At 72.5% G+C, this 25,141-nt stretch carries 18 protein-coding genes and 1 pseudogene; 11 read left to right on the forward strand and 8 right to left on the reverse strand.

The window, feature by feature from the left end; all coding sequences use genetic code 11:
• Positions 1-151: 151 nt before the first annotated feature.
• A pseudogene (locus tag ASF18_RS25155) lies at positions 152-475 on the reverse strand (hypothetical protein); the annotation flags it as partial.
• 239 nt (positions 476-714) lie between these two features.
• On the opposite strand from ASF18_RS25155, the gene ASF18_RS06810 reads away from it, so the two are divergent.
• Positions 715-1,890 (forward strand): VWA domain-containing protein, encoded by a 1,176-nt coding sequence (locus ASF18_RS06810; RefSeq protein ID WP_056350379.1) that lies wholly within the window; start codon positions 715-717, stop codon positions 1,888-1,890.
• Positions 1,891-1,964: 74 nt separating this feature from the next.
• On the opposite strand, the gene ASF18_RS06815 is transcribed toward ASF18_RS06810, so the two are convergent.
• A complete protein-coding gene (locus tag ASF18_RS06815; RefSeq protein ID WP_055954982.1) occupies positions 1,965-2,285 on the reverse strand; it encodes a 2Fe-2S iron-sulfur cluster-binding protein in 321 nt (106 codons plus the stop codon).
• 181 nt (positions 2,286-2,466) lie between these two features.
• On the reverse strand, positions 2,467-2,817 hold the full coding sequence (locus ASF18_RS06820) for an Hpt domain-containing protein (protein ID WP_082487177.1): 351 nt from the start codon (positions 2,815-2,817) through the stop codon (positions 2,467-2,469).
• Positions 2,818-3,096: 279 nt separating this feature from the next.
• On the opposite strand from ASF18_RS06820, the gene ASF18_RS06825 reads away from it, so the two are divergent.
• Positions 3,097-11,157 carry a hypothetical protein gene (locus ASF18_RS06825; RefSeq protein ID WP_056350381.1) on the forward strand — a complete coding sequence of 2,687 codons (8,061 nt, stop codon included), beginning with the start codon at positions 3,097-3,099 and terminating at the stop codon, positions 11,155-11,157.
• An 84-nt stretch (positions 11,158-11,241) separates the two neighbouring features.
• Here ASF18_RS06825 and ASF18_RS06830 read toward each other — a convergent pair whose 3' ends face one another.
• Both ASF18_RS06830 and ASF18_RS06835 read right to left on the reverse strand, forming a co-directional pair.
• Positions 11,242-11,706: a DUF1489 domain-containing protein gene (locus ASF18_RS06830; protein WP_244472604.1), complete on the reverse strand. Its 465-nt coding sequence runs from the start codon at positions 11,704-11,706 to the stop codon at positions 11,242-11,244.
• A gap of 82 nt (positions 11,707-11,788) precedes the next feature.
• Entirely contained in the window at positions 11,789-12,913 is a 1,125-nt protein-coding gene (locus ASF18_RS06835; protein ID WP_056350383.1) for a hypothetical protein, read from the reverse strand.
• A gap of 199 nt (positions 12,914-13,112) precedes the next feature.
• On the opposite strand from ASF18_RS06835, the gene ASF18_RS06840 reads away from it, so the two are divergent.
• From ASF18_RS06840 to ASF18_RS06860, 5 genes are all read left to right on the forward strand, one after another.
• Positions 13,113-14,288, forward strand: a complete 1,176-nt coding sequence (locus tag ASF18_RS06840) for an MFS transporter (protein ID WP_244472605.1) — start codon at positions 13,113-13,115, stop codon at positions 14,286-14,288.
• Positions 14,289-14,348: 60 nt separating this feature from the next.
• On the forward strand, positions 14,349-15,491 hold the full coding sequence (locus ASF18_RS06845) for an MlaE family lipid ABC transporter permease subunit (RefSeq protein ID WP_056217196.1): 1,143 nt from the start codon (positions 14,349-14,351) through the stop codon (positions 15,489-15,491).
• A 125-nt stretch (positions 15,492-15,616) separates the two neighbouring features.
• A complete protein-coding gene (locus ASF18_RS06850) occupies positions 15,617-16,339 on the forward strand; it encodes an ABC transporter ATP-binding protein (RefSeq protein WP_244472617.1) in 723 nt (240 codons plus the stop codon).
• Between the two features lie 68 nt (positions 16,340-16,407).
• Positions 16,408-17,490: an MlaD family protein gene (locus ASF18_RS06855; RefSeq protein ID WP_056217193.1), complete on the forward strand. Its 1,083-nt coding sequence runs from the start codon at positions 16,408-16,410 to the stop codon at positions 17,488-17,490.
• A 103-nt stretch (positions 17,491-17,593) separates the two neighbouring features.
• The gene (locus ASF18_RS06860; RefSeq protein WP_056269677.1) at positions 17,594-18,187 is read left to right on the forward strand and encodes an ABC-type transport auxiliary lipoprotein family protein; all 594 of its coding nucleotides are present in this window, start codon (positions 17,594-17,596) and stop codon (positions 18,185-18,187) included.
• A gap of 28 nt (positions 18,188-18,215) precedes the next feature.
• On the opposite strand, the gene ASF18_RS06865 is transcribed toward ASF18_RS06860, so the two are convergent.
• From ASF18_RS06865 to thiE, 3 genes are all read right to left on the reverse strand, one after another.
• Positions 18,216-18,845, reverse strand: a complete 630-nt coding sequence (locus tag ASF18_RS06865; RefSeq protein ID WP_056217184.1) for an XRE family transcriptional regulator — start codon at positions 18,843-18,845, stop codon at positions 18,216-18,218.
• An 86-nt stretch (positions 18,846-18,931) separates the two neighbouring features.
• Positions 18,932-19,738: a bifunctional hydroxymethylpyrimidine kinase/phosphomethylpyrimidine kinase gene (thiD, locus tag ASF18_RS06870; protein ID WP_056350385.1), complete on the reverse strand. Its 807-nt coding sequence runs from the start codon at positions 19,736-19,738 to the stop codon at positions 18,932-18,934.
• Between the two features lie 29 nt (positions 19,739-19,767).
• Positions 19,768-20,478, reverse strand: a complete 711-nt coding sequence (thiE, locus tag ASF18_RS06875; RefSeq protein WP_082487182.1) for a thiamine phosphate synthase — start codon at positions 20,476-20,478, stop codon at positions 19,768-19,770.
• A 155-nt stretch (positions 20,479-20,633) separates the two neighbouring features.
• Here thiE and ASF18_RS06880 point away from each other — a divergent pair, with 155 nt between their 5' ends.
• From ASF18_RS06880 to ASF18_RS06895, 4 genes are all read left to right on the forward strand, one after another.
• Positions 20,634-21,197 carry a sugar O-acetyltransferase gene (locus ASF18_RS06880; protein ID WP_056350387.1) on the forward strand — a complete coding sequence of 188 codons (564 nt, stop codon included), beginning with the start codon at positions 20,634-20,636 and terminating at the stop codon, positions 21,195-21,197.
• Positions 21,198-21,355: 158 nt separating this feature from the next.
• Positions 21,356-22,354 carry a hypothetical protein gene (locus tag ASF18_RS06885; RefSeq protein WP_056217172.1) on the forward strand — a complete coding sequence of 333 codons (999 nt, stop codon included), beginning with the start codon at positions 21,356-21,358 and terminating at the stop codon, positions 22,352-22,354.
• Between the two features lie 154 nt (positions 22,355-22,508).
• On the forward strand, positions 22,509-23,534 hold the full coding sequence (gene nadA / locus ASF18_RS06890; protein WP_056269690.1) for a quinolinate synthase NadA: 1,026 nt from the start codon (positions 22,509-22,511) through the stop codon (positions 23,532-23,534).
• The gene (locus ASF18_RS06895; protein WP_056350389.1) at positions 23,531-25,075 is read left to right on the forward strand and encodes an L-aspartate oxidase; all 1,545 of its coding nucleotides are present in this window, start codon (positions 23,531-23,533) and stop codon (positions 25,073-25,075) included. The genes nadA and ASF18_RS06895 overlap by 4 nt, the downstream gene beginning before the upstream one ends.
• Positions 25,076-25,141 lie beyond the last annotated feature (66 nt).

Below are 25,141 nucleotides of genomic sequence, written 5' to 3' on the forward strand. Positions count from 1 at the left end.
TGGATGGACCGGGGACAGTGCCGCTCCGCCCGGCCTTGAGCCCCGGTGGCGGCTTCGGAGATGCCGGCTTGAGGGCATCGGGCGGCTTCGGCGTTCGGGGCTTGGCCCGACGGACGGACGAATGGGCTGCCGGATCCATGCCGGGCGCGTAGCTGCAGCGATAGACGATCTCGTCCGGCGGACCGAGGCCGGTGTCGAGCGGGATCGTCACCGTATCGTCGTTGAAGCGCCATTTGCGCGTGCCCTTGTCCCAGTAAAGCCAGATCGTCGTCGGATGCCCCTGGATCGAGAAGATCGCCGCCTTCTTGGAAACCGCCCGGATGGTGCGCGGCTCGTACATTCCCTTGGCCCGGTAGGCGTCCGCGAAGGAGGCGGGTTGCCGGTCGATGAAGGTGTTGCGCACCACCTGAATCGTCGCGCCCGGCTCCGAAAGGAACCGCTTGAAATCGCTCAACGAGCGCAACGCGAGCGCCATGTCGGTCACTCCCAACTCAACCCGAAGACCATGCGCCCTGACGACTTGCCCTGACTTGCACGAGACCGTGGGGCCAAGATGTTCGATTCAGATGACAAGTCCTGTTCGCTGGAATAACGTCCGCTTGGCACTATCAACAGAAATCCTGGGTTATACCCAGCTTAACGTATGTGACTCGGCCAGGCGTCGGGCGCGGGTCGGGTCTTGACCGCGACACCGGCTTCCCGCGTTGTCGCCCCATGCTGCTCCAGTTCTTCACCGCCCTGCGCGACGCCAAGGTCCCCGTCACGCTGCGGGAGTTCCTGACGCTCCTGGGTGCGCTCGACCGGGACCTCGCCGAGAAGCGGATCGAAGAGTTCTACCTCCTGGCCCGTACGGCCCTGGTAAAGGACGAGCGCAACCTCGACCGTTTCGACCGCGTGTTCGGTACCGTGTTCAAGGGCATCGAGACCCTGGGCGCGGCATCCGAACCGACGGCGATCCCGGAGGAATGGCTGCGCAAGCTCGCCGAGAAGTACCTCACCGATGCCGAGAAGGCGGAATTGCAGGCGCTCGGCTGGGACAATCTGTTCGAGACCCTGAAACAGCGCCTCGCCGAACAGCGCGAGCGCCACCAGGGCGGCAACAAGTGGATCGGCACCGGCGGCACCTCGCCGTTCGGGGCCTACGGCTACAATCCGGAGGGCATCCGGATCGGCCAGGACGGCAACCGCAACTTCCGCGCCGTGAAGGTCTGGGACAAGCGAGAATTCCGGGACCTTGACGACACGGTCGAGCTCGGCACCCGCAACATGCGGGTCGCTCTGCGACGCCTGCGCCGCTTCGCCCGCAGCGGCGCGGCGGACGAACTCGACCTCGACGGCACCATCCGCGAGACCGCCGCCAAGGGCTACCTCGACGTGAGGCTCCGGCCGGAGCGGCGCAATGCCGTGAAGGTCTTACTGTTCCTCGACGTGGGCGGCTCGATGGACTTCCACGTGGCTTTGGCCGAGGAGTTGTTCTCCGCTGCCCGCTCGGAGTTCAAGCACTTCGAGCACTTCTACTTCCACAACTGCCCCTATGAGCGCGTCTGGCGCGAGAACCGGCGCCGGCACGACGAGACACTGCCACTCCTCGACGTGCTGCGGACCTATCCGCCGGACTATCGCGTGGTGTTCGTCGGCGACGCCTCCATGAGCCCGTACGAGATCGCCATGGCGGGCGGATCGGTGGAGCACTGGAACGAGGAACCTGGCGAGGTCTGGCTGAACCGCATCCTCGAGCGGTTTCCGAAGACGGTCTGGCTGAACCCCGTTCCGGCGGAACACTGGGCCTACACCCAGTCGATCGGGATGATCCGCCGGCTGATGGGAGAGCGCATGTTCCCGCTCAACCTCGAAGGCATCGATGCGGCGATGCGGACTTTGGTCCGGTAAGTTACTCTACCGCCATCGGAAATCCGGCGCCGGGCTCGGGCGGCCTCGCGCGCTGGCGGGCTTCGAGCGCCCCTTCAGCCCTGACGCGCCGGCGTCGTGACGCTAAGCCCGTCCAGCTCCGGGGTGATGCGGATCTGGCAGCACAGCCGCGAGGTCGCGCGCACGTCGGAGGCGAAATCGAGCATGTCCTGCTCCATCGCCTCGGCGGGACCCACGACCTCGGCCCAGGCCGCATCGACGTAGACGTGGCAGGTGGCGCAGGCACAGGCGCCGCCGCATTCCGCATCGATCCCCGGTACGTTGTTGCGGATCGCCGCTTCCATCACGGTCGATCCCACGTCGCCCTCCACGGTCCTGGCCGTTCCGGCGTGGTCGACGTAGGTGATCTTGGGCATCGGGGGCTCCGGGCTCGGACAACGCGTAGTACGGCCGGTTGTGCGGCGCAGAGCCTGCCTTGAAGGGGCAGGCCTCCGAATGCAAGCGCGCTCGCCGACCGGGCGATGTTTCCTGCGCTTACGCCGCAGCGGCCGCGCCGTTCCATCGACGATCCGCGACGCGACGTCCGGGCCCGGTATTTCAGAGGGGTCGCGTCGAGGTCGCGAGGGTTTCGGCGATTGCGGCGGCGAGCGTTTCGGCGGGGACGTCCGTCCCACCGGCGCGCAGCGCGTCCTCGATCGCCCCCGAGATCCGGGCGACGCGGACCGCACCGATCCCGAGAGCCGAGCCCTTCAGGGTATGGGCGAGGTCGGCCCGCTCGGCCGGCTCCCGGTCCGGATCGACGATTCCCGGCAGGAGGCGGTGGCACTGGTCCGCGAAGAGCCCGAGGAGCTCCGCGGCCAGCGCGGCGTCGCCGAAGGTCTGGCGCGACAGGTGGTCGGCATCGAGGAGCACCGCCGCCGACGGGTCTGGGAAATCCGGTTCTCGCACTGCATCCTCGCGCGCCTGCGGCGGCGGCCATCCTGACTATCCACAGCTGAGCCCCGCCGTCGTTCGCTTCCGTCTACGCGTTGAGGCATCATGCAGAAAGACGACGGCGCGGTACCGGCCCTCGGCTTGGTAACCATTCCGTTAAGGTTTTTTGGGCGCTGCGGCCGGCTCGGGTATCCGAGCCCTGTGCCGAAGTCTAAAGTTCCTTGGTAAATTGGTAAAAGTAACCTTGATCGACGGGCGCGGCCGCCGATCGGGATACGCGTAACGAGGCGTTGAATGGCCACGGAAAAGAAGCTCAAGGACCCGGCCGAGGCGGCTCTGTCGGCGATCGAGCAGGCTCTCAACCTCGACGCTTTCGCTCAGGGCGACGAGGCATCCCGGGTGGAACCCCGCCTGCCGGATGTCGGCGACGGCGATCCCTTGCGCGATCCCAGCGGTCGCCTCGCGCCGCCCCGCCTCGACCTCGACCAGCCCCTCGCCTCGGACCTGCCGCCGCCGGACCGCAACCGGCCGCGCCGCGAGGGCGGCCTCCTGCCGCCCGACCGTTCCATGGTGGCCAACGACGATCGCCAGAACATCGGCATCCTGCAGCAGACCCTGCGCGTGCGCCCCTCGCGCACCCCCTACCTCATCGCCGCCGCGGCGGGCGCCCTCTGGATCGCCGGCCTCCTCGCCCTGGCCTGGGTGCAGTCCTCCGGCGACCTGCGCGGCTTCTTCCAGGGCCTGACCGCGCTTCAGGGCGCCGTGGCGGCGACCGCCCTCGTGGGCCCCGTGGTGCTGTTCGCCATCATGGGGATGCTCGCCGTGCGCGCCCAGGAGATGCGCCTCGTCGCCCGCGCCGTGGGCGAGGTGGCGATCCGTCTGGCCGAGCCCGAGAACTTCTCCACCGACGCGGTGCTCACCATGTCGCAGACCGTCCGGCGCGAGGTCGCGGCGGTGGGCGACGGCGTCGAGCGGGCCCTGGCCCGGGCGGGCGAGCTCGAGACCCTGGTGCGCGGCGAGATCGCGACCCTGGAGCGGGCCTATTCCGACAACGAGATCCGCATCCGCTCCCTCGTCGAGGAGCTCGTCGCCCAGCGCGAGTCGATCATCGCCAATGCGGAGCGCGTGCGCGGGGCCATCACGGGCACCCACCAGAGCCTGACGGCGGAGCTCGACGGCGCCGCCGAGCGCATCGTCTCCGCGGTGAACGGCGCCGGCGACCGGGTCACCAGCGCCCTCGACGCCCGCGGCGAGGCCATCACCTCGGCCCTCGGCGACCGCGGCGACGCGATCACCGCCGCCCTCGGCGAGGCCGGCGACCGGGTGGTCGAGCTGGTCTCCGGCCGCGGAGACGACCTCGTGCAGCGCCTCGCCTCCACCAGCGAGGGGGTGCGCGGCAGCCTCGCGGAGGTCGGCAGCGCCCTCACCCTGTCCCTGGAGACCCGGGCCGACGAGGTCACCCGGGCCTTCGAGCGCACCGGCGGCATCCTCACCACCACCCTGGCGGAGAATGCCGGGCAGGTGGCGCGGACCCTGGCCCAGACCGGTTCCGAGGTCATCGAGGCCCTGAACCGCCAGGGCGGCGAAGTCCGCCAGACCTTCGAACTGTCCGCGCGCGGCCTCGAAGAGGCCTTCCTGGCCCGCGGCTCCGAGCTGACGGCCCAGTTCTCCTCCACGGGCGGCGAGATCACCGCGCGCTTCGCCGAGACGGGCGATGCCCTGCGCGCCCACTTCGCCGAGACCGGCGCCGCCCTCACCCACGACATCTCCGTGCGCGGCGATGCCCTGCGCAGCGAGATCGAGACCGCCGGCACCGGCGTGTCCGCCCTCATCGAGGCCCGGGCCCGCGAGGCCCAGACGGGTCTGGCCGCCGCCGCCGGCAGCATCATCGAGACCTTCACGGCCCGCGCCGACGGCGTGCGGGAGGACCTCGTCCGCTCCGTCGACGGCATCGCCTCCGGCCTCGACACCCAGGGCGGCGCCCTGGCCGATCGCATCGAGACCGCCGCGGCCCGCCTGCACGAGACCATCACGGTCCACGGCTCGGAAGTCTCGAACCTGTTCGAGACCCGCGGCCGCGACACCCAGGCCGGCCTGGCGCTGGCCGCCAGCGCGATCATCGAGAGCTTCGGCGCCCGCGCGGACGCCCTCCGGGAGACCCTGATCGGCTCGGTGGAGGACGCGACGACCCGCCTCGACGAGCGCGGCGGCACCCTGGCCGAGCGCATCGAGGCCGCGGCCACCCGCCTGCGGGAGACGATCGACGTGCATGGCGGTTCGGTCTCCGAGCGCATCGACGCGTCGGGCCGCGAGGCACAGGCCGCCCTGGCCCTCGCCGCCAGCGCCATCGTGGAGACCTTCGGCAACCGGGCCGGCGGCGTGCGCGACGATCTCCTCCGCTCGGTGGAAGGCCTCGCCAACGGTCTGGACCAGCACGGCGCGGCCCTGGCCGAGCGCATCGAGACGGTGGCGAACCAGCTGCATCGGACCGTCACGGTCGAGGGCGCGACCCTGGAATCCACCCTCGGGGCGACCGGCGATCGCGTCGGCGAACTCGTGCGCCTGCGGACGCAGGAAGCCACGCAGACGCTCGAGGGCGCCCTGTCGGCCCTCGGCTACACCTTCGAGACCCGGGCCCTGGAGGCGGTGGACAGCCTGCGCGCCACGGCCGCGACCCTCGAATCCGAGATCGGCAACCGGACGTCCGAGGCCGCCGACACCTTCCGCCGCAGCGCGGAGGAGACCACCGTGGCCCTCGGCGCCAGCACCACCGAGGCCGCGCAGTCCCTGCGCCGCGCCTCCGCCAGCGCCACCGGCGAGCTGGAGGCCCGCACCGTCGAGGCGGTGCAGATCTTCGAGACCCGGCTGGCCGCCACGTCGGCCGATCTCGCGGCCCGGACCGCCGAGGCGGCCGAGCTCCTGCGCAACGCCGCCGACGGCCTCGGCGGCACGGTGGGCAGCAGGGCCAGCGCCTCCATCGAGGCCCTGCGCAGCACCCTGGATGCCGTCAACGACGAGCTGGCCCGGCGCGCCGAGGAGGCCGCCGGCACCATCGCCCGTGCGGCCGACGGCCTCGGCGGCGATCTCATCGCCCGCATCCGCGACGTCGAGACGGTCTTCGACAACCACGGCCGGACCCTGGGCAACCTCATCGCCTCCCAGGCGCAGGACGCCCAGACCCAGCTCGCCAATACCGGGCGCGACATCGTGCTGGCCGTCACCGCGCAGGGCGCGCGGGTGAACGACGCCCTCAACCAGACCGGCGCCAGCTTCGCCGACACCACCGAGACCCGCGTCCAGGCGATCGACCGCGTGCTCAACGACCGCCTCGCGACCCTCCAGGAGACCATCGCCCGCGGCGACATCCTGGCCGAGCGCATCGCCCGCGACACCGCCGCCCTCACGGAATCCGTGTCCGGTCGCCTCGAGGAGATGGACCGCGTCATCACGGTGCAGGGCAAGGTGGTGGCCGACAGCATCGCCGCCCGCACCCGGGAGGCCCAGGAAACCGTCGAGAGCCAGCTCGGCGCCCTCGAGGAGCGCTCCGCCCGTCGTTCGACCGAGATCGGCGAGACCTTCGCCAACCTGGTCGCCCAGATCGACGGCCATCTCGGCGGCCGCGCCACCGCCCTGAACGAAGCCCTGATCGTGCGGACCGCCGAGATGGCCCGCGTCATGGCCGAGGGCGGCCGCGACCTGGTCCAGGCCCTCGACACGCGGGCGGATACCATGGCCCTCGACATCGCCCAGCGCGGCGCCAGCCTCGGCGACGTCCTCGGCGAGCGCTCGGCGGACATCGCCCGCCGCCTCGACGAGCAGACCCTGGAGCTGTCCCGCCGCCTCGACGAGGGCGCCGGCCGCTTCGATGCCGGCGTGCTCGGTCGCCTGGAAGCGATCGGTACCGCCCTCGAGGAGCGCAGCCGCCTCATCGAGGAGTCGTTCGGAGCCCAGGCCTTCGAGGCGATCCGCCTGATCGAGAGCCGCACCCGCGCGGTGGACGAGGATCTGGCGACCCGCACCCGCGAGCTCGTCGACATGATCGTCGAGCGCACCGGGAGCGCCAACCAGGCCCTCGACACCCAGGCCGTGGCCATCCGCGAGGCGTTCTCGCAGCGCGCCGACGAGCTCGTCCGCCTCATCGATGCCCGCACCGCCGCGATGGGCACCGAGCTCGACGAGAAGGGGCGCGCCGTGTTCGGCGCCCTCGGCGGCCGCATCACCGAGCTCGCCCGGCTGTTCGACCTCGGCAGCAATTCCCTCGGCGCGGTGCTGGAGCAGCGCGGCGAGACGATCCTCGCTCGCCTGCGCGACATGGTCACGGAGGCCGATCGCCAGCTCAGCGAGGGCGAGGGCCGCCTCGGCACCACCCTCGACCGCCGGACCTCCGACATCAGCTCGCTCCTCGACGAGGGCGTGCGCACGGTCCACCAGCTGCTCGACGACCGCACGGGGGAGATCCGGGCGCTGCTCGACAACCACGCCAGCTCCCTGGGCTCCAACTTCAGCGACCGCATCGCGCCGCTGCACGACACGCTCGACCAGCGCGGCCGGGCGTTCGTGGACACCATCGCGGCCAGCCTCGGCAGTGCCGCCGAGGCGGTCGAGGCGCGGACGCAGGCCCTGGCCACCCTCTTCGACGAGCGCATCGAGCACCTCGACGAGGTGGTCGACCGTCGCGGCGGCAGCCTCGCGGACTCGGTCGAGGCCAGGACCCGCGCCCTCGCGGAGACCTTCGACCAGCGCATCGGTGTGCTCGACGAGCTCGTGGACACCCGCGGCAGGCGCCTTACCGAGACGCTGGGGGCTCAGGCCCAGAGCCTGGTCGAGCAGTTCGACCAGCGCCTCGGAAGCTTGGACGACGTGGTCGAGCGCCGGAGCGGCGAGATGGCCCAGGCCGTGGACGAGCGCACCCGCGCGCTCGCCAACCTGTTCGACCATCGCATCAACATCCTGGGCCAGCTCGTCGACCATCGCGGCGCGCAGCTGACCGAGACCCTCGAGGGCCGGACCGAGGCCCTGACGGCCCTCCTCGACCAGCGCATCGGCGCCCTCGACGCGATCGTCGACGGCCGCGGCAACCACCTGACCCAGTCGCTCGACGCCCGGGCCCAGGGCCTGCGCGGCCTGTTCGACGAAGTCCTGAGTGCCCTCGACGGCCTGATCGACGGCCGCGCCGAGGCCCTGACCGACCGGGTCGAGACCCAGACGCGCGGCCTCACCACCCTGTTCGACGAGCGGCTCGGCGCCCTCGACCGCCTCGTCGACCACCGCACCGGCACCCTGTCCGACGAAGTCGATGCCCGCGCCCAGGCACTGGTCTCGCTCATCGACACGCGGGTCGGTGCCCTCGACCAGGTGGTGGATGAACGGGCGGGCGCCCTGCGCCAGCAGGCCGAGGCCATGGCGCAGACCCTGGTCTCCCTCTTCGAGGAGCGCGCCACCGGCCTCGCCGCACAGGCGGACGACCGGACCCGCGCCCTCGTGGCGATCTTCGACGAGCGCCTGGGGGCCCTGGAGGGCCTGGTGGACGGGCGCGCCGGCACCCTGGCCGACCGCGTCGAGGAGCGGACCCGCACCCTCGCCTCGGTGTTCGACACCCAGCTCCGGACCCTCGACGAGACGGTCGAGCACCGGGCCGACAGCCTCTCCCGCCAGACCGAGGAGCGCGGCCTCGCGCTCGCGGCGATCTTCGACGAGCGCCTGCGTGCCCTCGAGAGCCTGGTGGATGGACGCGCCGGCGCCCTGGCCGACCGCGTCGCGGAGCGGACCCACACCCTCGCTTCGGTCTTCGACAGCCAGCTCCGGACCCTCGACGAGACCGTGGATCACCGCGCCAACGTCCTGGCCCAGCAGGCCGAGGACCGCGGCAGCGCCCTCGCGGCGATGTTCGACGAGCGGCTCACGGCCCTCGGCGGCCTCGTGGAGGCCAGCGCGGCGGAGTTCGCCCGCACCATCGACACGCAGGGCCAGGCCCTGACGGAGGCGGTGGACAACCGGTCGGAGGCCTTCACGAGCCGCATCGACACCCGGATGAAGGTGTTCGCCACCCTCGTCGCCTCGCGCGGCGACGCCCTGGCCACGGCCTTCGACGACCGCCAGGACGCCTACGCGTCCCTGGTCGACCAGCGCACCGCGGCGATGCTGGCGGCCTTCGACGCGCGGGTCGACCGCCACGCGGCCCTCGCCGAGGCGCACAGCCAGGCCCTGGCCGCGGCCCTCGACCAGCGCAACGAGGCCGTGGCGGCCCTGCTCGACACCGGCACCGGCGCCATGACCGAGGCGTTCGACCGTCGCTCGACGGCCCTGGCCGGACTCATGGAGGCCCGTGGCCAAGCCCTCGCCCGCCGGCTGGCGGAGAGCGCCGAGACCATCACCCGCGCCATCGAGACGGGGGGCGGTGCCCTGGTCGAGACCCTCGACGGACGCGGGAACGCGGTGGTCGCCCAGCTGACGGACCAGTCCGAGCGCCTGCGCGAGATCGTGGACGGACCGGCGGCCCAGCTCGTGGAAGCCCTGGCGCTGCGCGGCGACGCCATCGAGCGCGCCCTGCAGGAGAGCGGCGCGCCGCTGGTGGCCGCCATCCGCGAGCGCACCGAAGCCCTGGCCGCCCAGTCCCGCGCCTCCGCCGAGACGCTGCTCTCGGCCATCGACGGCGGTGCGACCCGGGCCATCGCCTCCCTGAACGACGCCAACGCCCAGATGCGCGGCGAACTCGCAGCCATCCTCGAGCGGATCGACGGGGCCAACGACGCCCTGCGCGAGCTCCTGGCGGGAACCGGCCAGAACCTCGGCCACATCGAGGCGGGCCTCTCGCACCGGATCGCCGACATCCGCGACGGCCTGGCGGCCGTGGCCAGCGAGACGGATCGGGCCAGCGCGGGCGTGTCCGAGCAGGTCCACCTTCTCCGGAACGTGGCCGAGGGCGCCCTGCGGGACGCCGCCGAGCTGGCGGCCTCCCTCGACGAGCGCGGCCGTGCCCTCGACGAGATCGGCCGCACCCATGCGGGGACCCTGCGGCAGGCCGTCGGCCACCTCGAAGGCGCCGCCGGGCAGCTGCAGGGCGCGGCCGGCCAGATCCAGGGCGCCGAGAGCCGCCTCGCGGACCGTCTGGGCGAGCGCGAGGCCGCCATCGCCAGCGTGCTGTCGCGGATCGAGGAGCGCTCCGGCACCCTCGACGCGCAGACCGCGCGCTTCGACGCGATGATCGGCGAGACCCTGCGCGCCGCCGAGGAGCGGGCGCGGGCCCTGGGCACCAGCCTGTCCGAGACCGCCGCGGGCGCCGGGACCGCCGTCGCCGCTGCGTTCGAGGGCCTGCGCGCCAGCGCCGACAGCGAGAGCGGGCGCACCGCCGAGGCCGTGCGCACCGCCATCGAGGCGGCGTCGCAGCAGATGATGGGCGTCCTCGAAACCGCCTCCGGCCGCTTCGGGGACTCCGTCTCCGGCCTGCGCGAGATGGCGGCCGAGATCCGGCGCGAGCTCGATGCCACCCGGGCCGACCTCCAGCGCGGGGTGCTGGAAATCCCGCGCGACACGCAGGACGCCACCGGCGAGATGCGCCGGGTGGTCTCCGAGCAGCTCAAGGCCCTGACCGAGCTTTCCGGCTTGGTCCAGAGCGCGGGCCGCGCGGTGGACGCGGCGGTTCCGCAGGTGTCGGAGCCGAAGCGCCCCGCCGCCCCGGCGCCGGCCCCCGCTCCCGCCGCGACCGCTCCGGCGAAGGCCGCCCCGGCCAAGCCGGTCGCGGCCCTGGCCAAGCCGGCCGCGGCAACGGCGGCGAAGGCCGCGGCTCCGGCGGGCCGCCCCGGCACGTCGATGAACCTCGTCTCCGCCCCCGCGGCGGGACGGACCGGCCCGGCGTCCCGCGCCGAGGCCCGGCCGGGCGAAGGCCGCGGCTGGCTCTCCGACCTGCTGACGCGGGCCTCCCTCGACGAGGATGCGGACCCGGCGCCGGACGCGCCGGCTGCGGCCACGACGCAGCAGGCGGAAGCCCAGAAGAACGCCGCCGAGCGCGGGCGCACCGCCCTCGAGACGATCTCCAGCGACATCGCCAAGATGATCGACCACCAGACCGCGGTGGAGCTGTGGGAGCGCTATCGCCGGGGCGAGCCGAACCTGTTCGACCGGCGGATCTACACGGCCCAGGGCCGGCAGACCTTCGAGGAGGTGCGCCGCCGCTACGCCGCGGACGACGATTTCCAGCGCACGGTCGACCGCTACGTGGGCGAGTTCGAGCGCCTGCTCGGCGACGTCTCGAAGAACGACCGCGACTCCTCGCGGGCGGATGCCTACCTCACCTCGGAGACCGGCAAGGTCTACACCATGCTGGCCCATGCCAGCGGCCGCTTCGACGGGGCGTAGGGCTCCGCACGCTCCGGACCGGACGAACGGACCCCCGCCCTCCCCCCGGAGGGCGGGGGTTTTTCCGTCGCGGACCGGCGCGCGTCAGATCAGGCCGAGGCCGGCGAGTTCGCGGCGCAGGGATTCCGGCATCTCGGCGAGCCCGCCCGCCGTGCGGGCGTCGAGGTCGGCCGGCGCATCCTCCGCCTTCAGGTAGCGCCAGCCCTGGAACGGCCGGCAGGGACGCGGCGACACGGCGGTGACGTCGGGCTGCAGGATCAGCCGGCAGCGGCCGATCCCGTCCGCATCCGTGAACGGCGTGATGGCGGTGATGGACTGGCGGCACAGCAGCGTGCCCTTGATGACCCAGTAGATCGAGCCGCGCCCGACGATCTCGGCGGCGCGGGTCGGCACCATGCGGGTGGTGTGCACCGGGGCGGGATCGCGCCCCTCGCGCAGGGCCGCCGCGCGGGTGTGGGCGATGCGCGCCTCGAGATCGCCGATGCTGGCGGGACCGACGCAGAGCTTCAGCAGGTGCAGGGTTTGGGCGGCGGGCATGACGGCGGGCATGGCGGCGTTGTAGCAGCCGCGCCGCAGCCGCGCGCCTCCTTCCGTGGACGGCGCGACCCCGCGCCGCTCACGGGTTCGGTCCTCAGGAGAAGAGCGCGCGCTTCTCGTCCTCGGACAGCGCATCGATCTCGGCGAAGGCCGTCGCGATGTCGGTCTGCGCCTGCTCCGAGACCCGGATCGTCGCCGTCGGCAGCGTCTCGGGCAGATCCCCGGCCGGAGCGTCCTCGTCTTCACCCGTCGGGCTCGGCTCGGCCTCGGGCTCCTCCGGCGCGACCATCGCCTCGGCCGCATCCGGGGCCGCGGGCTCGGCCGCTTCGGAGACAGCGAAGGCGGCCTCGCCGGGCGAGGGTGCGTCCTCGGCGTGCGGGTCGTCCGCACGCGCGGACGCCTCCGGGGGCGCCGTCGCGGAGGCGCTGTCCGCCAGGGCGTCGGTCGCCTCCAGGAAGACGATGTCGTCCTCGGCGGACGGGTCGTCCGACAGCGGCGCCCGGGCGAAGGCCACGGGCGGCACCGGCTCCGCGGACGATCCGTCCATGTCGATGTAGCGGTCGACGTCGCTCTGGCAGAGGTCGGCCTGAACCTCGGGCGCGCTCGACCCCCCGGGGCCCGCCGGGACCGGATCGAGGGCATCGCCCCAGATCGCCATCATGGCGGCGAGGCGCTCTTCGAGGTAGCGCAGGGTGTGGATGATGCGCGCCGTGCGCTGGGCGGTGAGATCCTGGAACGAGCAGGCGGTGTAGATGGCGGTGGCGCGCCGGTCGAGCTCGTCGCAGATCGCGGCGTCGGAGCCGGATTCCCGCAGGGTCCAGGCGGCCTCCTGCACGTGCTCGGCGGCGCTGAGGATATCGGAGGTCGCGTTCTCGGTGGAGCGCACGATGGCGTCGAGGGCCGCGGAGGCGCCGCCGAGCCGGCTCTGATCCTGCTCGGGTGCGTTGATGGCGGCGATCTCGGCCTTCGTGCGGGCGATGGCGTGGGCCATGTCCATGAGGTCGCCGCGCACGCGCCCCATCTGGCTGCTCTCGCGATCGCGGGTGACCACGCTCTCCAGGCGGGCGATCGCGTCGAGGAGGATCCCGGTGTCGCTGGTGCGGTTGCGGCGGAGATAGGCGTCGAGGAACCAGCGACCGCGCTCGCTCTCGGTCATCGCCGCTTCGATGCGATCGTATTCCGAGATGTCGAGGGACGTCAGCGAATGGGAACTCGACATCAAGTACGTGTCCTTGGCCGCGGGGGCCGGCACGCGATGGCCGGGTCCAAGCCGTCTCAGGTTGACAGGATCGTTTTAACGCCGGCTTTACGCAGCGTCCGCCTGACGCGACGTTCCCACAGGCCCACCTCGTCCCAGTCCGGTCGCTGTGTCTGACCCTTCTCCTGCTCCCCCGGAGCCGAACGCCTTTCGGCTGTCGGTGCTCTACGCCGTCGTCTTCGTCGAGATCGGCATCGCCATGCCGTTCATGCCGGTCTGGCTCAACGCCCTCGGGCTCGACGCGGCCGTCATCGGCGCCCTGCTGGCCCTGCCGATCGCGATCCGCATCGTCGCCACCGCCCCCCTGGTCGGGCTGATCGACCGGGGGATCGCCGCGCCGCGGATCCTGCTCGCCGGCAGCCTGGTCCTGGCCGGAACCTACGGGCTGATGCCCACGGGCGCCGCCCTCGGCTGGCCCGTGCTCGCCCTCCTCATCGCGCTGAATGCCGTCGCGGCCGCCCCCCTGGTGCCCAGCATCGACTACCTCACCCTGGGGGCCGTGCGCCGGAGCCGCCGGCTCGACTACGCGCGGATCCGGATGGCCGGCTCCATCGGCTTCCTCCTCGCCAACTTCGCCGGCGGCGCCGCCCTCGGGGCGATGGGCGAGCGCCTCGCCGTGCCCCTCCTCCTCACCGTGCTGGCGCTGATCGCCGCCGGGGTCGTGGCGGCGGCCCGCATCGACGCGCCCCCGGTCCCGCCCCGCCACCCCGAGGCCGGCCGGCCCGCCCTGCCCCGCGTCCTGTGGTTCTCGATCGGGGCGGCGGCCCTGATCCAGTCGAGCCACGCGGCGATCTACGCCTTCGGGAGCATCCACTGGAGCACCCACGGCATCGCCCCTGCGTGGATCGGCACCCTCTGGGCCATCGGCGTCGCCTCCGAGATCCTGCTCTTCGCCCTGGTGGGCCGCCTGCCTGCGCGCTGGCGCAACCCCTTCGTCCTGCTCGGCCTCGGCGGCGGTGCCGCCCTCCTGCGGGCGTTCGGCATGGCCGCGTTCGGGGATCGCCTCGGGGCGGTGATCGCCCTCCAGGTCCTGCACGGCCTCACCTTCGGGGCGACGCAGCTCGGCGCCATGGCGGCGGTGTCGCGCTTCGCCCCGGACGGCGCCCGCGGGCGGGCCCAGGGCACGGTCAGTTCCGCGGGCGCCCTCGCCTCGGCCAGCGCCACCCTGATGACCGGCGCCGCCTACCAGGCCGGGGGCGGGCCTCTCGCCTTCGTGTTGATGGCGCCCCTGGCCGGCATCGGCTTGTGCCTCGCGGCACGCGCCGCGCAGGCCGCCCGCGCGTTCAGCCTTCACAGCACCACGATTGTGGGTCAGGGGGCAGGACAACCCGATTAACCTTGACCGTCCGGTAACCCGGATCGGTGTACCGTGACCGCGGCATGGAGTGCGGCGTCATTGGCTAGAGCCGAGATTAGGACCCTTCCGGAAGCTGCCGACGCCGCGATCCTCGCGGGCGGTCGCGTCGGCCTGTCCGGACGCTGGACCGCCGACCAGGGCGCGGCCGTGGAGGTCGCCGCCGCGCGCATCGCCGGCAGCGCCGCCGGCACGGCCCTCCTCGTCGATCTCAGCGGGGTCGCCCGCCTGGACACCCTCGGCGCCTGGGTGCTGGAGCGGACCCGCGCGGAGATCGAGGCCGCCGGCGGGCGCCTGGCCTATGCGGGCGCGACGCCCGAGCACCGCATCCTTCTGAGCGAGGTGAAGCTGCGCCCCGCCGAACCGCCGCCGCCCCGGCGCGGCCGCCTCTTCGGCTTCCTCGACGATCTCGGGCGGCGCGTGGTCGGCGCGAAGTCGGATTTCGTCACGGGGCTCGCCTTCTTCGGCGAGGTCGTCACCGCCTGCATCCGGGTCGCGGCCCGCCCCGGCACCTTCCGGGGAACCGCCCTCGTCAACCAGATCGAGCAGGTCGCCTTCCGGGGCGTGCCGATCATCGTGCTGATCTCGTTCCTCGTGGGCGGCATCGTCGCCCAGCAGGGCATCTTCCAGCTCCAGCGCTTCGGCGCCCAGAGCTTCGTCGTGAACCTGATCGGGCTCCTGATCCTGCGCGAACTCGGCGTGCTGCTCACCTCGATCATGGTGGCGGGGCGCTCCGGCTCGGCCTTCACGGCCGAGATCGGCTCGATGCGGATGCGCGAGGAGGTCGACGCCCTGCGGGTCATGGGACTCGATCCCATCGAGATCCTGATCGTCCCGCGGATCCTCGCCCTGGTGATCGGCCTGCCGATCCTGACCTTCCTCGCCTCCCTGGCGGCCCTGGCCGGCGGCGGCCTCACCGCCTCGCTCTACGGCGGCATGACCGTCGACGCCTTCCTGGCGCGCCTGCAGGCCGCGGTCTCGCTGCACCACGTGGCGGTGGGGCTGATCAAGGCGCCGTTCATGGCGCTCATCATCGGCATCATCGCGACCATCGAGGGCTTCGCCGTGGAGGGCTCGGCCGAGTCCCTGGGCCGCCACGTCACGGCCTCAGTCGTCAAGTCTATCTTCATGGTGATCGTCCTCGACGGATTGTTCGCCGTCTTCTTCGCTGCGATCGATTTCTGAGGCTCGGCCCGAACGTGTCCGCCCCGCACCCGCAGACGAGCCTCAGCCATCCGGCGCCCGCGGTCGCGCCGGAGCCGATCATCCGCGTGCGCGATCTCGTGGTCGGCTTCGGCAGCAAGATCGTGATGAAGGGGCTGAACCTCGACATCCGGCGCGGCGAGATCCTGGGCTTCGTCGGCCCCTCCGGCCAGGGCAAGTCGGTCCTGACCCGGACGATCCTCGGCCTCGTGCCGAAGCGGGCCGGCACCATCGAGGTGTTCGGCGAGGACGTGGACGGCCTCACCGTGACCCGGCGGCGCCAGATCGAGCAGCGCTGGGGCGTGCTCTTCCAGCAGGGCGCGCTGTTCTCGGCGCTCACCGTCAAGCAGAACATCCAGATGCCGATGCGCGAGCATCTGAACCTGTCCGACCGCCTCCTCGACGAGTTCGCCCGCCTGAAGATCGAGATGGTCGGGCTGAAGCCGGATGCCGCCGACAAGCTGCCCTCCGAACTCTCCGGCGGCATGATCAAGCGCGCGGCCCTCGCCCGCTCCCTCGCCCTCGACCCCGAGATCCTGTTCCTCGACGAGCCGACCTCGGGCCTCGACCCGATCGGCGCCGGGGAGTTCGACGAGCTCGTGGCGACCCTGAAGCGGACGCTGGGCCTCACCGTCTTCATGGTCACCCACGACCTCGACAGCCTCTACACCGCCTGCGACCGCATCGCGGCCCTGGGCGACGGCCAGATCATCGCGCAGGGCACGATCGCTGAGATGCTCGCAAGCGACCATCCCTGGCTGCGCGCCTACTTCCACGGCAAGCGCGGGCGCGCGGTCGTCTCGCCCGGCACGCCTCATGCGCCGGCCTGACGCCCGCCGCCCATGGCGTGCCGCCGCGCACCGCCCGCGCCCCACCCCGTCAAGGTATTGCTGATCCGATGGAGACTCGTGCGAATTACGCGCTGATCGGCGCCTTCACCCTCGCGGTCCTGGTGGCGGCCTTCGGCTTCGTCTTCTGGCTGCAGGGCGGGTCCCGGAGCCAGGTCCGGCAGGCCGTGCGCATCGTGTTCTCCGGCAGCGTCGGCGGGCTCGCCAAGGGCTCGACCGTGGCCTTCAACGGCATCAAGGTCGGCGAGGTCATGGACGTGCGCCTGCTGCCGCAGGACCCGCGCCGCGTCGTCGCCATCGTGGAGGTCGAGCGCACAACGCCCCTGCGCGCCGACACCCGCGCCCGCCTCGATTCGGCGATGCTCACCGGCGTCTCGACGATCTCCCTGTCGGGCGGCAACGCCGACGCCCCGGCCCTGACGCCGGGCTCGGGCGACCAGATGCCGACGATCTTCGCCGACAGCTCCGACATCCAGGACATGATGGCGGCGGCCAAGCAGATCGCCCAGCGCGCCGACGACGTGCTCCAGCGCCTCGACAAGGTGGTGGCCGGCAACGAGGGCGCGATCACCCGGACCCTGGCCAACGTGGAAACCTTCTCGAAGACCCTCGCGGAGGCCGGGCCGGCGGTGAGCGGCCTCGTGAAGGCGATCGACGGCCAGAAGCTGAATCGCGTGATCGACAATGCCGAGCGGTTTTCGAGCGCCCTCGCCGCCGGGAGCCCGGACATCGAGGGCGCCCTCAAGGACGCCCGGTCCCTGGCGGCCAAGCTCAACGCCTCCGCCGACCGCGTCGATGCCGTCCTGAAGGGGGCCGAGGGCTTCCTCGGCTCGGCCTCCGGCTCGGCCGGCACCAGCACCTTCACCGAGGTGCGCGAGGCGGCGATCTCCGTCCGCGACGCCGGGCGGGCCTTCCGGACCCTCTCCGAGAACCTCGACAAGCGGACCTCGAACATCGCCACCAGCTTCAACCGCCTGAGCGGCACCGGACGGCGCGAGGTGGAGGCGCTCTCGACCGACGGCCAGCGCACGCTCAACACCCTGAACCGCACGGTGAAGAGCCTCGAGCGGGATCCGTCGCAGGTCATCTTCGGCGGCAAGCCATCGTTGCCGGAATACAACGGTGGTCGTTGAAGCAACCGCTCCCCGGCCATGCGTGCTGCGGCGCACGGCAACATTCCGGACTTGAGTTAGTTTACCGCCACGCTGTGCGTCAGTGCGGCGACGGGTTTCCGGAATGCGTATGACACTTCACCAGACGGCCCCCGCGCTCGTCGCGATGCTTCTCGCCACCGGCCTCGGCGGCTGCGGCGGCGGCGCGGTGCCGCTCACCTTCGATCTCGCCGCGCTGCCCCCCAGCGGGCGGGCCGTCGGCGCGGCTCGGTCGTTCAGCGTGGCCGAGCCCGTGGGCATCCAGCCCTTCGAGGCGGACCGCATCATCGTGCGCGAGCCGGGCGGAGCCCTGTCCTTCCTCGGCGGCGGCCAATGGGCCGACCGCCTGCCGCGCCTGATCCAGACGCGGCTGATCCAGAGCCTGGAGAATTCCGGCCGCCTGAAGTCGGTGAGCCGCCCGGGCGACAAGATCGTGTCCGACTACCAGCTCATCAGCGAGATCCGGGCCTTCGACATCGCCGCCGGTTCCGGCGAGGCAGTGGTCGACATCTCCGCCAAGATCATTGCGGAGGGCACGGGCAAGGTGATCGCGGCGCGGATCTTCACCGCCCGCGTGCCGGTGCAGAAGGTCGATGCCGGGACCGCCGCCGTGGGCCTCGATGCCGCGCTGGCGCGGGTGCTGGGCGAGATGGTGGCCTGGGTGAATTCCGGCCGCTGAGGCTCGTGGGGCCGACGCCCTCCCGGCCTCATTCCATCACGGCCGCCTTCATGATGACGACCATGATGGCCTTGGCCGGCTCCGGCCCGATGCAGCGCACGGTGTGCGGCCGGTCGCAGCGGTAGCGCAGGGTCTCGCCGGCCCGGGCGCGCTGGACGGTGCCGGCGACCTCGACCTCGAGCAGGCCCGACGTCACCGTCAGCGATTCCACCGAGCCGCGCTGGTGCGGGTCGGAATCGAGCACGCCGCCCGGATCGGCGGTGAGGTCGTACCATTGCAGCCACTCGACGGTCTTGATCCAGCCGATGATGGCGAGGCGGACCCTGCCGTCGTCCGAGACCAGGATCGGCGTATCGGCGCGGGAGGTCTTCTCGATGAAGGGCTCCTCGTCGCTCGTCGCGAGCACCCGCTCGATCGAGACGTCGAGGGCCTGGCTCAGGCGCCAGATGGTGGCCAGGGTCGGGTTGGTTTCGTTGCGCTCGATCTGGCTGATGATCGACTTGGCCACCCCGGACTGCTCGGCCAGCTCCGACAGCGACAGGTTGTAGGCCTTGCGCAGGCGCTGGATCGTCTTGCCGAGCTGCCCGGAGAGCACCTGCGCCCCGGTGAGTATGTCCCGCTGCCGCCCGCGCTCGGGCGTCGTCACCTGGTCGTCCATCTGTTCCGAGATCCGCGCGTCCGTTCCGTTAACCGGACGCTTGTGCGGTACTTCAAACGCAAACGGCGGGGCGACGCAAGGCGCGGTCAGACCCAGAGGGCATGGAAATGGTGCACCGGGCCGTGGCCGTGCCCGACGGGAACACCGTCCGCCCCCGCGATGGCGGCGGAAACGTAGCGCTTGGCCTGCGCGACCGCCTCGACCATCGGCAGGCCCCGGGCGAGGCCCGCGGCCACGGCCGACGACAGGGTGCAGCCGGTTCCGTGGGTGTTGCGGGTGCGGATGCGCGGGGCGGCGAAGCGCCGGAGCGTGCCGTCGCCGCGCATCAGGTGGTCGACGCTCTCGTCGCCCTCGCCGTGGCCGCCCTTCACCAGGACGGCCCTGGCCCCGATGGCAAGGAGGCGGCGCCCCTGGGCCACGGCGGCGTTCTCGGTCTCGGCGGTGGGTTCGCCGATCAGGGTCGCGGTCTCCGGCAGGTTGGGTGTGACGAGGTCGGCCAGCGGCAGGAGGTGGCGGCGCAGGGCCTCCACCGCGGCCTCCGAGATCAGCCGGTCGCCCGAGGTCGCCACCATCACGGGATCGAGCACGATCGGGATCCGGCCCGCGTGGCGGGCGAGGCCGGCCGCCACCGCCTCGATGGTGGCCACCTGCGACAGCATCCCGATCTTCACCGCCCCGACGGCGAGGTCGGAGAACACGCTGTCGATCTGCGCCGTCACGAAATCGGCCGGCACGTCGTGGATGGCCTGGACGCCGCGGGTGTTCTGCGCGGTCAGGGCGGTGATGACGCTCGCCCCGTAGACCCGCAGGGCCGCGAAGGTCTTCAGGTCGGCCTGGATGCCGGCCCCGCCGCTCGAATCGGATCCCGCGATGGTGACGACGATGAAGGTCATGGCTTGGAGATCCTGGCGTTTTCCGCAGCTTAGGCCGCGACGCCCCGCGCGGCGAGGGCCGAATCGACCCGGAAGCGCAGGTCGCGGGCGCGCCCGGCCACCGACTCGCCGGAAAAGAGCGAGGAGATCACCGCGATCCCGTCGGCCCCGGCCTCGATGACGGCCGCCGCGTTGCTGGAATCGATGCCGGCGATCGCCCCGAGGGGGAAGGCGGCGCCGCGGGCGAGGCGCCCCCGGAAGACGATGCGGGCGAGGCCGTCGAGTCCCACCGGCGGGTCGGGATTGTCCTTGCTCGTCGTCGCGAACACCCCGCCGATGCAGGCGTAGTCTACCGGCAGGCGGTAGAGCTCGTCGGCCTGGGTGCCGGTTTTCAGGGTGAGGCCGATGAGCGCCGCGCGGCCGAGCAGGCGGCGGGCCTCGGCCGGGTGCAGGTCGCTCTGCCCGAGATGCACGCCCTCGACTCCGGCGGCGAGGGCGAGGTCGACCCGGTCGTTGATCAGGAGCGGCACCCCCGTGCCCGCCAGCGCCGCCTGGATCGCCCGGATGCGGGCCAGGGCCGCCCGGGCATCCGCGATCGCCTTCTCCCGGTACTGCAGGAGCGTGCACCCGCCCTGCACGGCCTCCGCCGCCATCGCGGCGAGGCGCGCGCCGTCGGTGCCGGAGACGCCGGTATCGAGGAGGCCGTAGAGCCGTAGGTCGACCGGCCGGCTCCGTCCGATGGCTTCGTCCCGTCCGATCACGCTGCGTTTCCCCGGTTCCGTCGCTGGTGTGCCGCACTGTAGGGCTGCGCCGCCGCGATCGGAAGCTCCGGCAAGGGCGGAGCTTTCCGGCGCGGTGTCGCGTTGCCACCCCCGAACCCGACCGCCAGCCAGCCAGACAGGGACACGCTCCGCGCATGGACCGCACGCAGAAGCAGAAGATGCTCGCCGGCGAGATCTACGATCCCGACGACCCGGAGCTTCACGCCGACAGCCATGCCTGCAAGGTCTGGATGCAACGCTACAACGCGGCCCTGGCGGAGACCCCCGCGATCCGCCGCGACCTCCTGCGCGAACGCCTCGCCGCGGTGGGCGACGGCGCGGTGATCCGGCCGCCGTTCCACTGCGATTACGGGCTGCACATCAGCCTGGGCGCCCACGTCTTCCTGAACTTCGGCTGCGTCATCCTCGATTGCGCCCCGGTCAGCATCGGCGACCGCACCCAGATCGGGCCCGGCGTCCAGATCCTCACGCCGGACCATCCGCGCGAGCCCGGCCCGCGGGAGGCCGGCCTCGAATTCGCCCGCCCGATCCGGATCGGCCGCAACGTCTGGATCGGCGGCGGCGCGATCCTGCTCCCCGGCATCACCGTGGGCGACCACGCCATCATCGGCGCCGGCAGCGTCGTCACCCGCGAGGTTCCCGAGGGCGCCACGGTGGTGGGCAACCCCGCCCGCGCCCTGCCCCGCAGCCAGCCCTGAGGCGTCCGCCCCGATCCCGACTGGGGGCGCATGCACCGATACCCCCCTTGGGACGAATGCGCCGCGGCGGTTTTTCCACATTCATCACGCCGCCGCGATGTGCCATGAGCAGGGGTAGGCAAGGCGGACCAGACGGATAGCGGCGGGGATCGGGGCGCGTGACCACGGCGGAGGAGACCCAGCGGGATTCGGAGGGGGCGCTCTCCAATCCCTCCGCCGTCGGGCTCGTGGCCGTCATCGTCGCCGCCACCGACGGCGAGCCGCGCGCCCTCACGGTCCAGGTCGGAGGCCAGGCCAGGGGCCGCTCGGACGGCCTCCCGGCGGGGCCCCTGGTGCCCGAGCACCCGACGCTGGAGCGCGGCCTGCGCGCCTGGGTCGAGCGCCAGACCCACCAGCGCCTCGGCTACGTCGAGCAGCTCTACACCTTCGGCGACCGCGACCGGCAGGGCGACGATGCCGGCGGCCTGCACTCCCTGTCGGTGGCCTATCTCGCCCTGGTGCGCGAGGTACGTCCCGGCGGACTGGCGGAGGCCTCCTGGCGCAACTGGTACCGCTACCTGCCCTGGGAGGATTGGCGGGAGGGCCGGCCCGAATCCCTCGGCGAGATCGAGACCCAGCTCCTGGCCTGGGCCGAGCAGGCCCCCGACCCGAAGCTGCGCCGCCGGCGGGAGGACCGCCTCGGCCTGACCTTCGGCCTCTGCGGCGGCGCCTGGAACGAGGAGCGGGTGCTGGAGCGCTACGAGCTGCTGTTCGAGGCCGGGTTGATCCCGGAGGCGCAGGGCCAGTCCGGCGAGGCCCGCGAAGACGACCTCGCGATCACCGGCCAGCCCATGGCCCTCGACCATCGCCGGGTGCTCGCCACCGCGATCGGCCGCCTGCGGGGCAAGATCAAGTACCGCCCGGTGGTGTTCGAGCTGATGCCCCCGACCTTCACGCTGTTCCAGCTGCAGCGCACGGTGGAGGCCCTGTCCGGCACCAACCTGCACAAGCAGAACTTCCGCCGCCTCGTGGCGCAACAGGGTCTGGTGGAGGAAACCGACGACGTCACCAGCGGCGCGACCGGCCGCCCGGCCCGCCTGGTGCGCTTCCGCCGCGAGGTTCTGCTGGAGCGCCCGGCCCCGGGCTTCCGCCTGCGCCCGGTCCGCCGCCCCGCCTGACCCCCCTACCGGACCCGAATGACATTCGCGGTGCAGCGTCATTTTCGCATCGCAAAAACGTTATGCTCAAACCCTGTATATCTGGACAAGGCGATCGGGGCCGCCTACGTTAGTCGGCACAATGCTCAGTTTGAGCATAAGTGAGGACGCGTCAATGGCGGCGACCAGTCTCCCGATCGGCCCGGCTTCCCGAGGCCTCCCCGCGGGCTTTCCCCTGCCGGACATCTACGCCCGCGTGAGCCGTCACGTGCCGGCGATCGAGTGGCCCGCCCTGGCCGAGGACGTCGCCGCGATCCTCGAACTGAAGAAGACCCGCAACGCCGTCATCCTGGCCCACAACTACCAGGCGCCGGAGATCTTCCACACGGTGGCGGACATCGTCGGCGACAGCCTGGCGCTGGCCCGCGAGGCCGTGACCGTGGATGCCGACGTCATCGTGCTCGCCGGCGTCCACTTCATGGCGGAGACGGCCAAGCTCCTGAACCCGGGCAAGACGGTGCTGATCCCCGACAGCCGGGCCGGCTGCTCCCTGGCCGACTCGATCACGGCGGCGGACGTACGCGGCCTGCGGGCGAAGTACCCGGGCGTTCCGATCGTCACCTACGTCAACACCTCGGCGGCGGTGAAGGCCGAATCCGACCTGTGCTGCACCTCCGGCAACGCCGTCGAGGTGGTGCGCTCGCTGAACGCACCGCGCGTGCTGATGATCCCGGACGAGTTCCTGGCGCAGAACGTCCAGGCGATGGTGCCCGAGGTCGAGATCCTGACCTGGGCCGGCCATTGCGAGGTGCACGAGCAGTTCACCCCCGCCGACATCCGCGAGGTGCGCGAGAGCTATCCGGGCGTCACCGTCATCACGCACCCGGAATGCCCGCCGGAGGTCGTCGCCGAGGCCGACTTCTCGGGCTCGACCGCGATGATGATGAACTTCGTCCTGGAGAAGCGCCCCAAGCAGGTGGTGCTCGTGACCGAGTGCTCCATGGGCGACAACATCGCGGCGGCCAATCCGGACATCGAGTTCATCAAGCCCTGCAACCTGTGCCCGCACATGAAGCGCATGAGCCTGAAGAACATCCGTCACGCCCTGGAGACCATGACGGAGGAGGTCACGGTGGAGCCCGCCCTCGCCGAGCGCGCCCGGATGGCGGTGGAGCGCATGCTCGCGGTGCGGACGCGATGAACGCGCACGCCCCGGTCTCCTTCGCGCTTCCGGGCTCGGACCGGATCATCGTGGTCGGCGCCGGCATCGCCGGCCTCGCCACGGCCCTGCGCCTCGCGCCGCGCCCCGTCACCCTGGTCACCGCCGCGCCCCTCGGGTTCGGCACCGCCACCGGCTGGGCGCAGGGCGGCATCGCCGCCGCCGTGGGGAGCGACGACGCGCCGGCCCTGCACGCCGCCGACACGGTGGCGGCGGGGGCCGGGCTGACCGAGGCCGACGTGGCCCTGCGCGTCGCCGAGGCCGGCCCCGGCCTGATCGACTGGCTCGTCGGCCTCGCGGCCCCCTTCGACCGGGACGCCGCCGGCGCCCTCGCTCTCGGCCTCGAGGCGGCACACTCCCGCCGCCGCATCGTCCGGGCCGGCGGGGATTCCACCGGCCGGATGGTGCTCGAAACCCTGGTCCGGGTTGTCGCGCGCACGCCCTCCGTCACCATCCTCGTGGCCTCGGCCCGCGACCTGATGCGGGATGCCCGCGGCGCCGTGGCCGGCGTGGTCTGCGAGCGCGACGGCGTGCGCTTCTCCCTGCCGGGCCGCGCCGTCGTTCTGGCCACGGGCGGGGTCGGGGCGCTCTATGCCTCGACCACCAACCCGCGGGGGGCCACCGGGCGCGGCCTCGCCCTGGCGGTCCGGGCCGGCGCCGTGCTGCGCGACATGGAGTTCGTGCAGTTCCACCCCACCGCCATCGCCACCGGCGCCGATCCGATGCCCCTGGCCACCGAAGCCCTGCGCGGCGAGGGGGCGCGGCTTATCGACGAGACCGGCGCGCCCGTCATGGCGGGCATCGCCGGGGGCGATCTCGCCCCGCGGGACGTGGTGGCGCGGGGCATCTTCCAGGCGCAGGCCCGCGGCGCGCGGGTCTTCCTCGATTGTCGCGGCGATCTCGGCGCCCGCATGGCCACGCGGTTTCCCACGGTTGCCGGCCTCTGCGCCGCGGCCGGCATCGATCCGCGAATCCAGGCGATCCCGGTCCGGCCGGCCGCGCACTACCATATGGGCGGCGTGAAGGTGGACGCGACCGGCGCCAGCACCGTGCCGGGCCTGTTCGCCTGCGGCGAGGTCGCCTCGACCGGGCTGCACGGCGCCAACCGGCTCGCCAGCAACTCGCTGCTCGAAGCGATGGCCTTCGCCCCGGCGATCGCCGAGGCCGCCGCCGCCGTTCCGGCCCCGGGCCAGGCCCGCGCCGAGGCCGCGACGCCCCGGAGCGAGGGCGACCCCGACGCCCTGCGCACCATGATGGAGCGGCAGGTGGGCGTTGTGCGCGCGGCGGACGGTCTCGCCGAGGCCGTGCGCCACCTCGCCCCGGCGGCGCGGGGCGGCTGCGACGTCGCCCTGACCGGCCTCGCCATCGCGGCCTCGGCCCTGTCGCGGCGGGAGAGCCGCGGCGCGCACTGGCGCAGCGATCATCCCGCCCAGGAGGCGCCGGTGCATACCGAGCTGGCGCTGTCCGACCTCTGGGCGATGGCCGAGGCGGTCGCGCCCGGCCGGGCCGTCGCCGCCGCCTGAGCCTCGCGAACCCGGTCCGGTCCCCAGGGGCGGGGCCGGCCCTCGTCCTCCATCCCGGAAGCTGGA

The sequence above is a fragment of the Methylobacterium sp. Leaf89 genome (assembly GCF_001422215.1).
Lineage (GTDB): Bacteria > Pseudomonadota > Alphaproteobacteria > Rhizobiales > Beijerinckiaceae > Methylobacterium.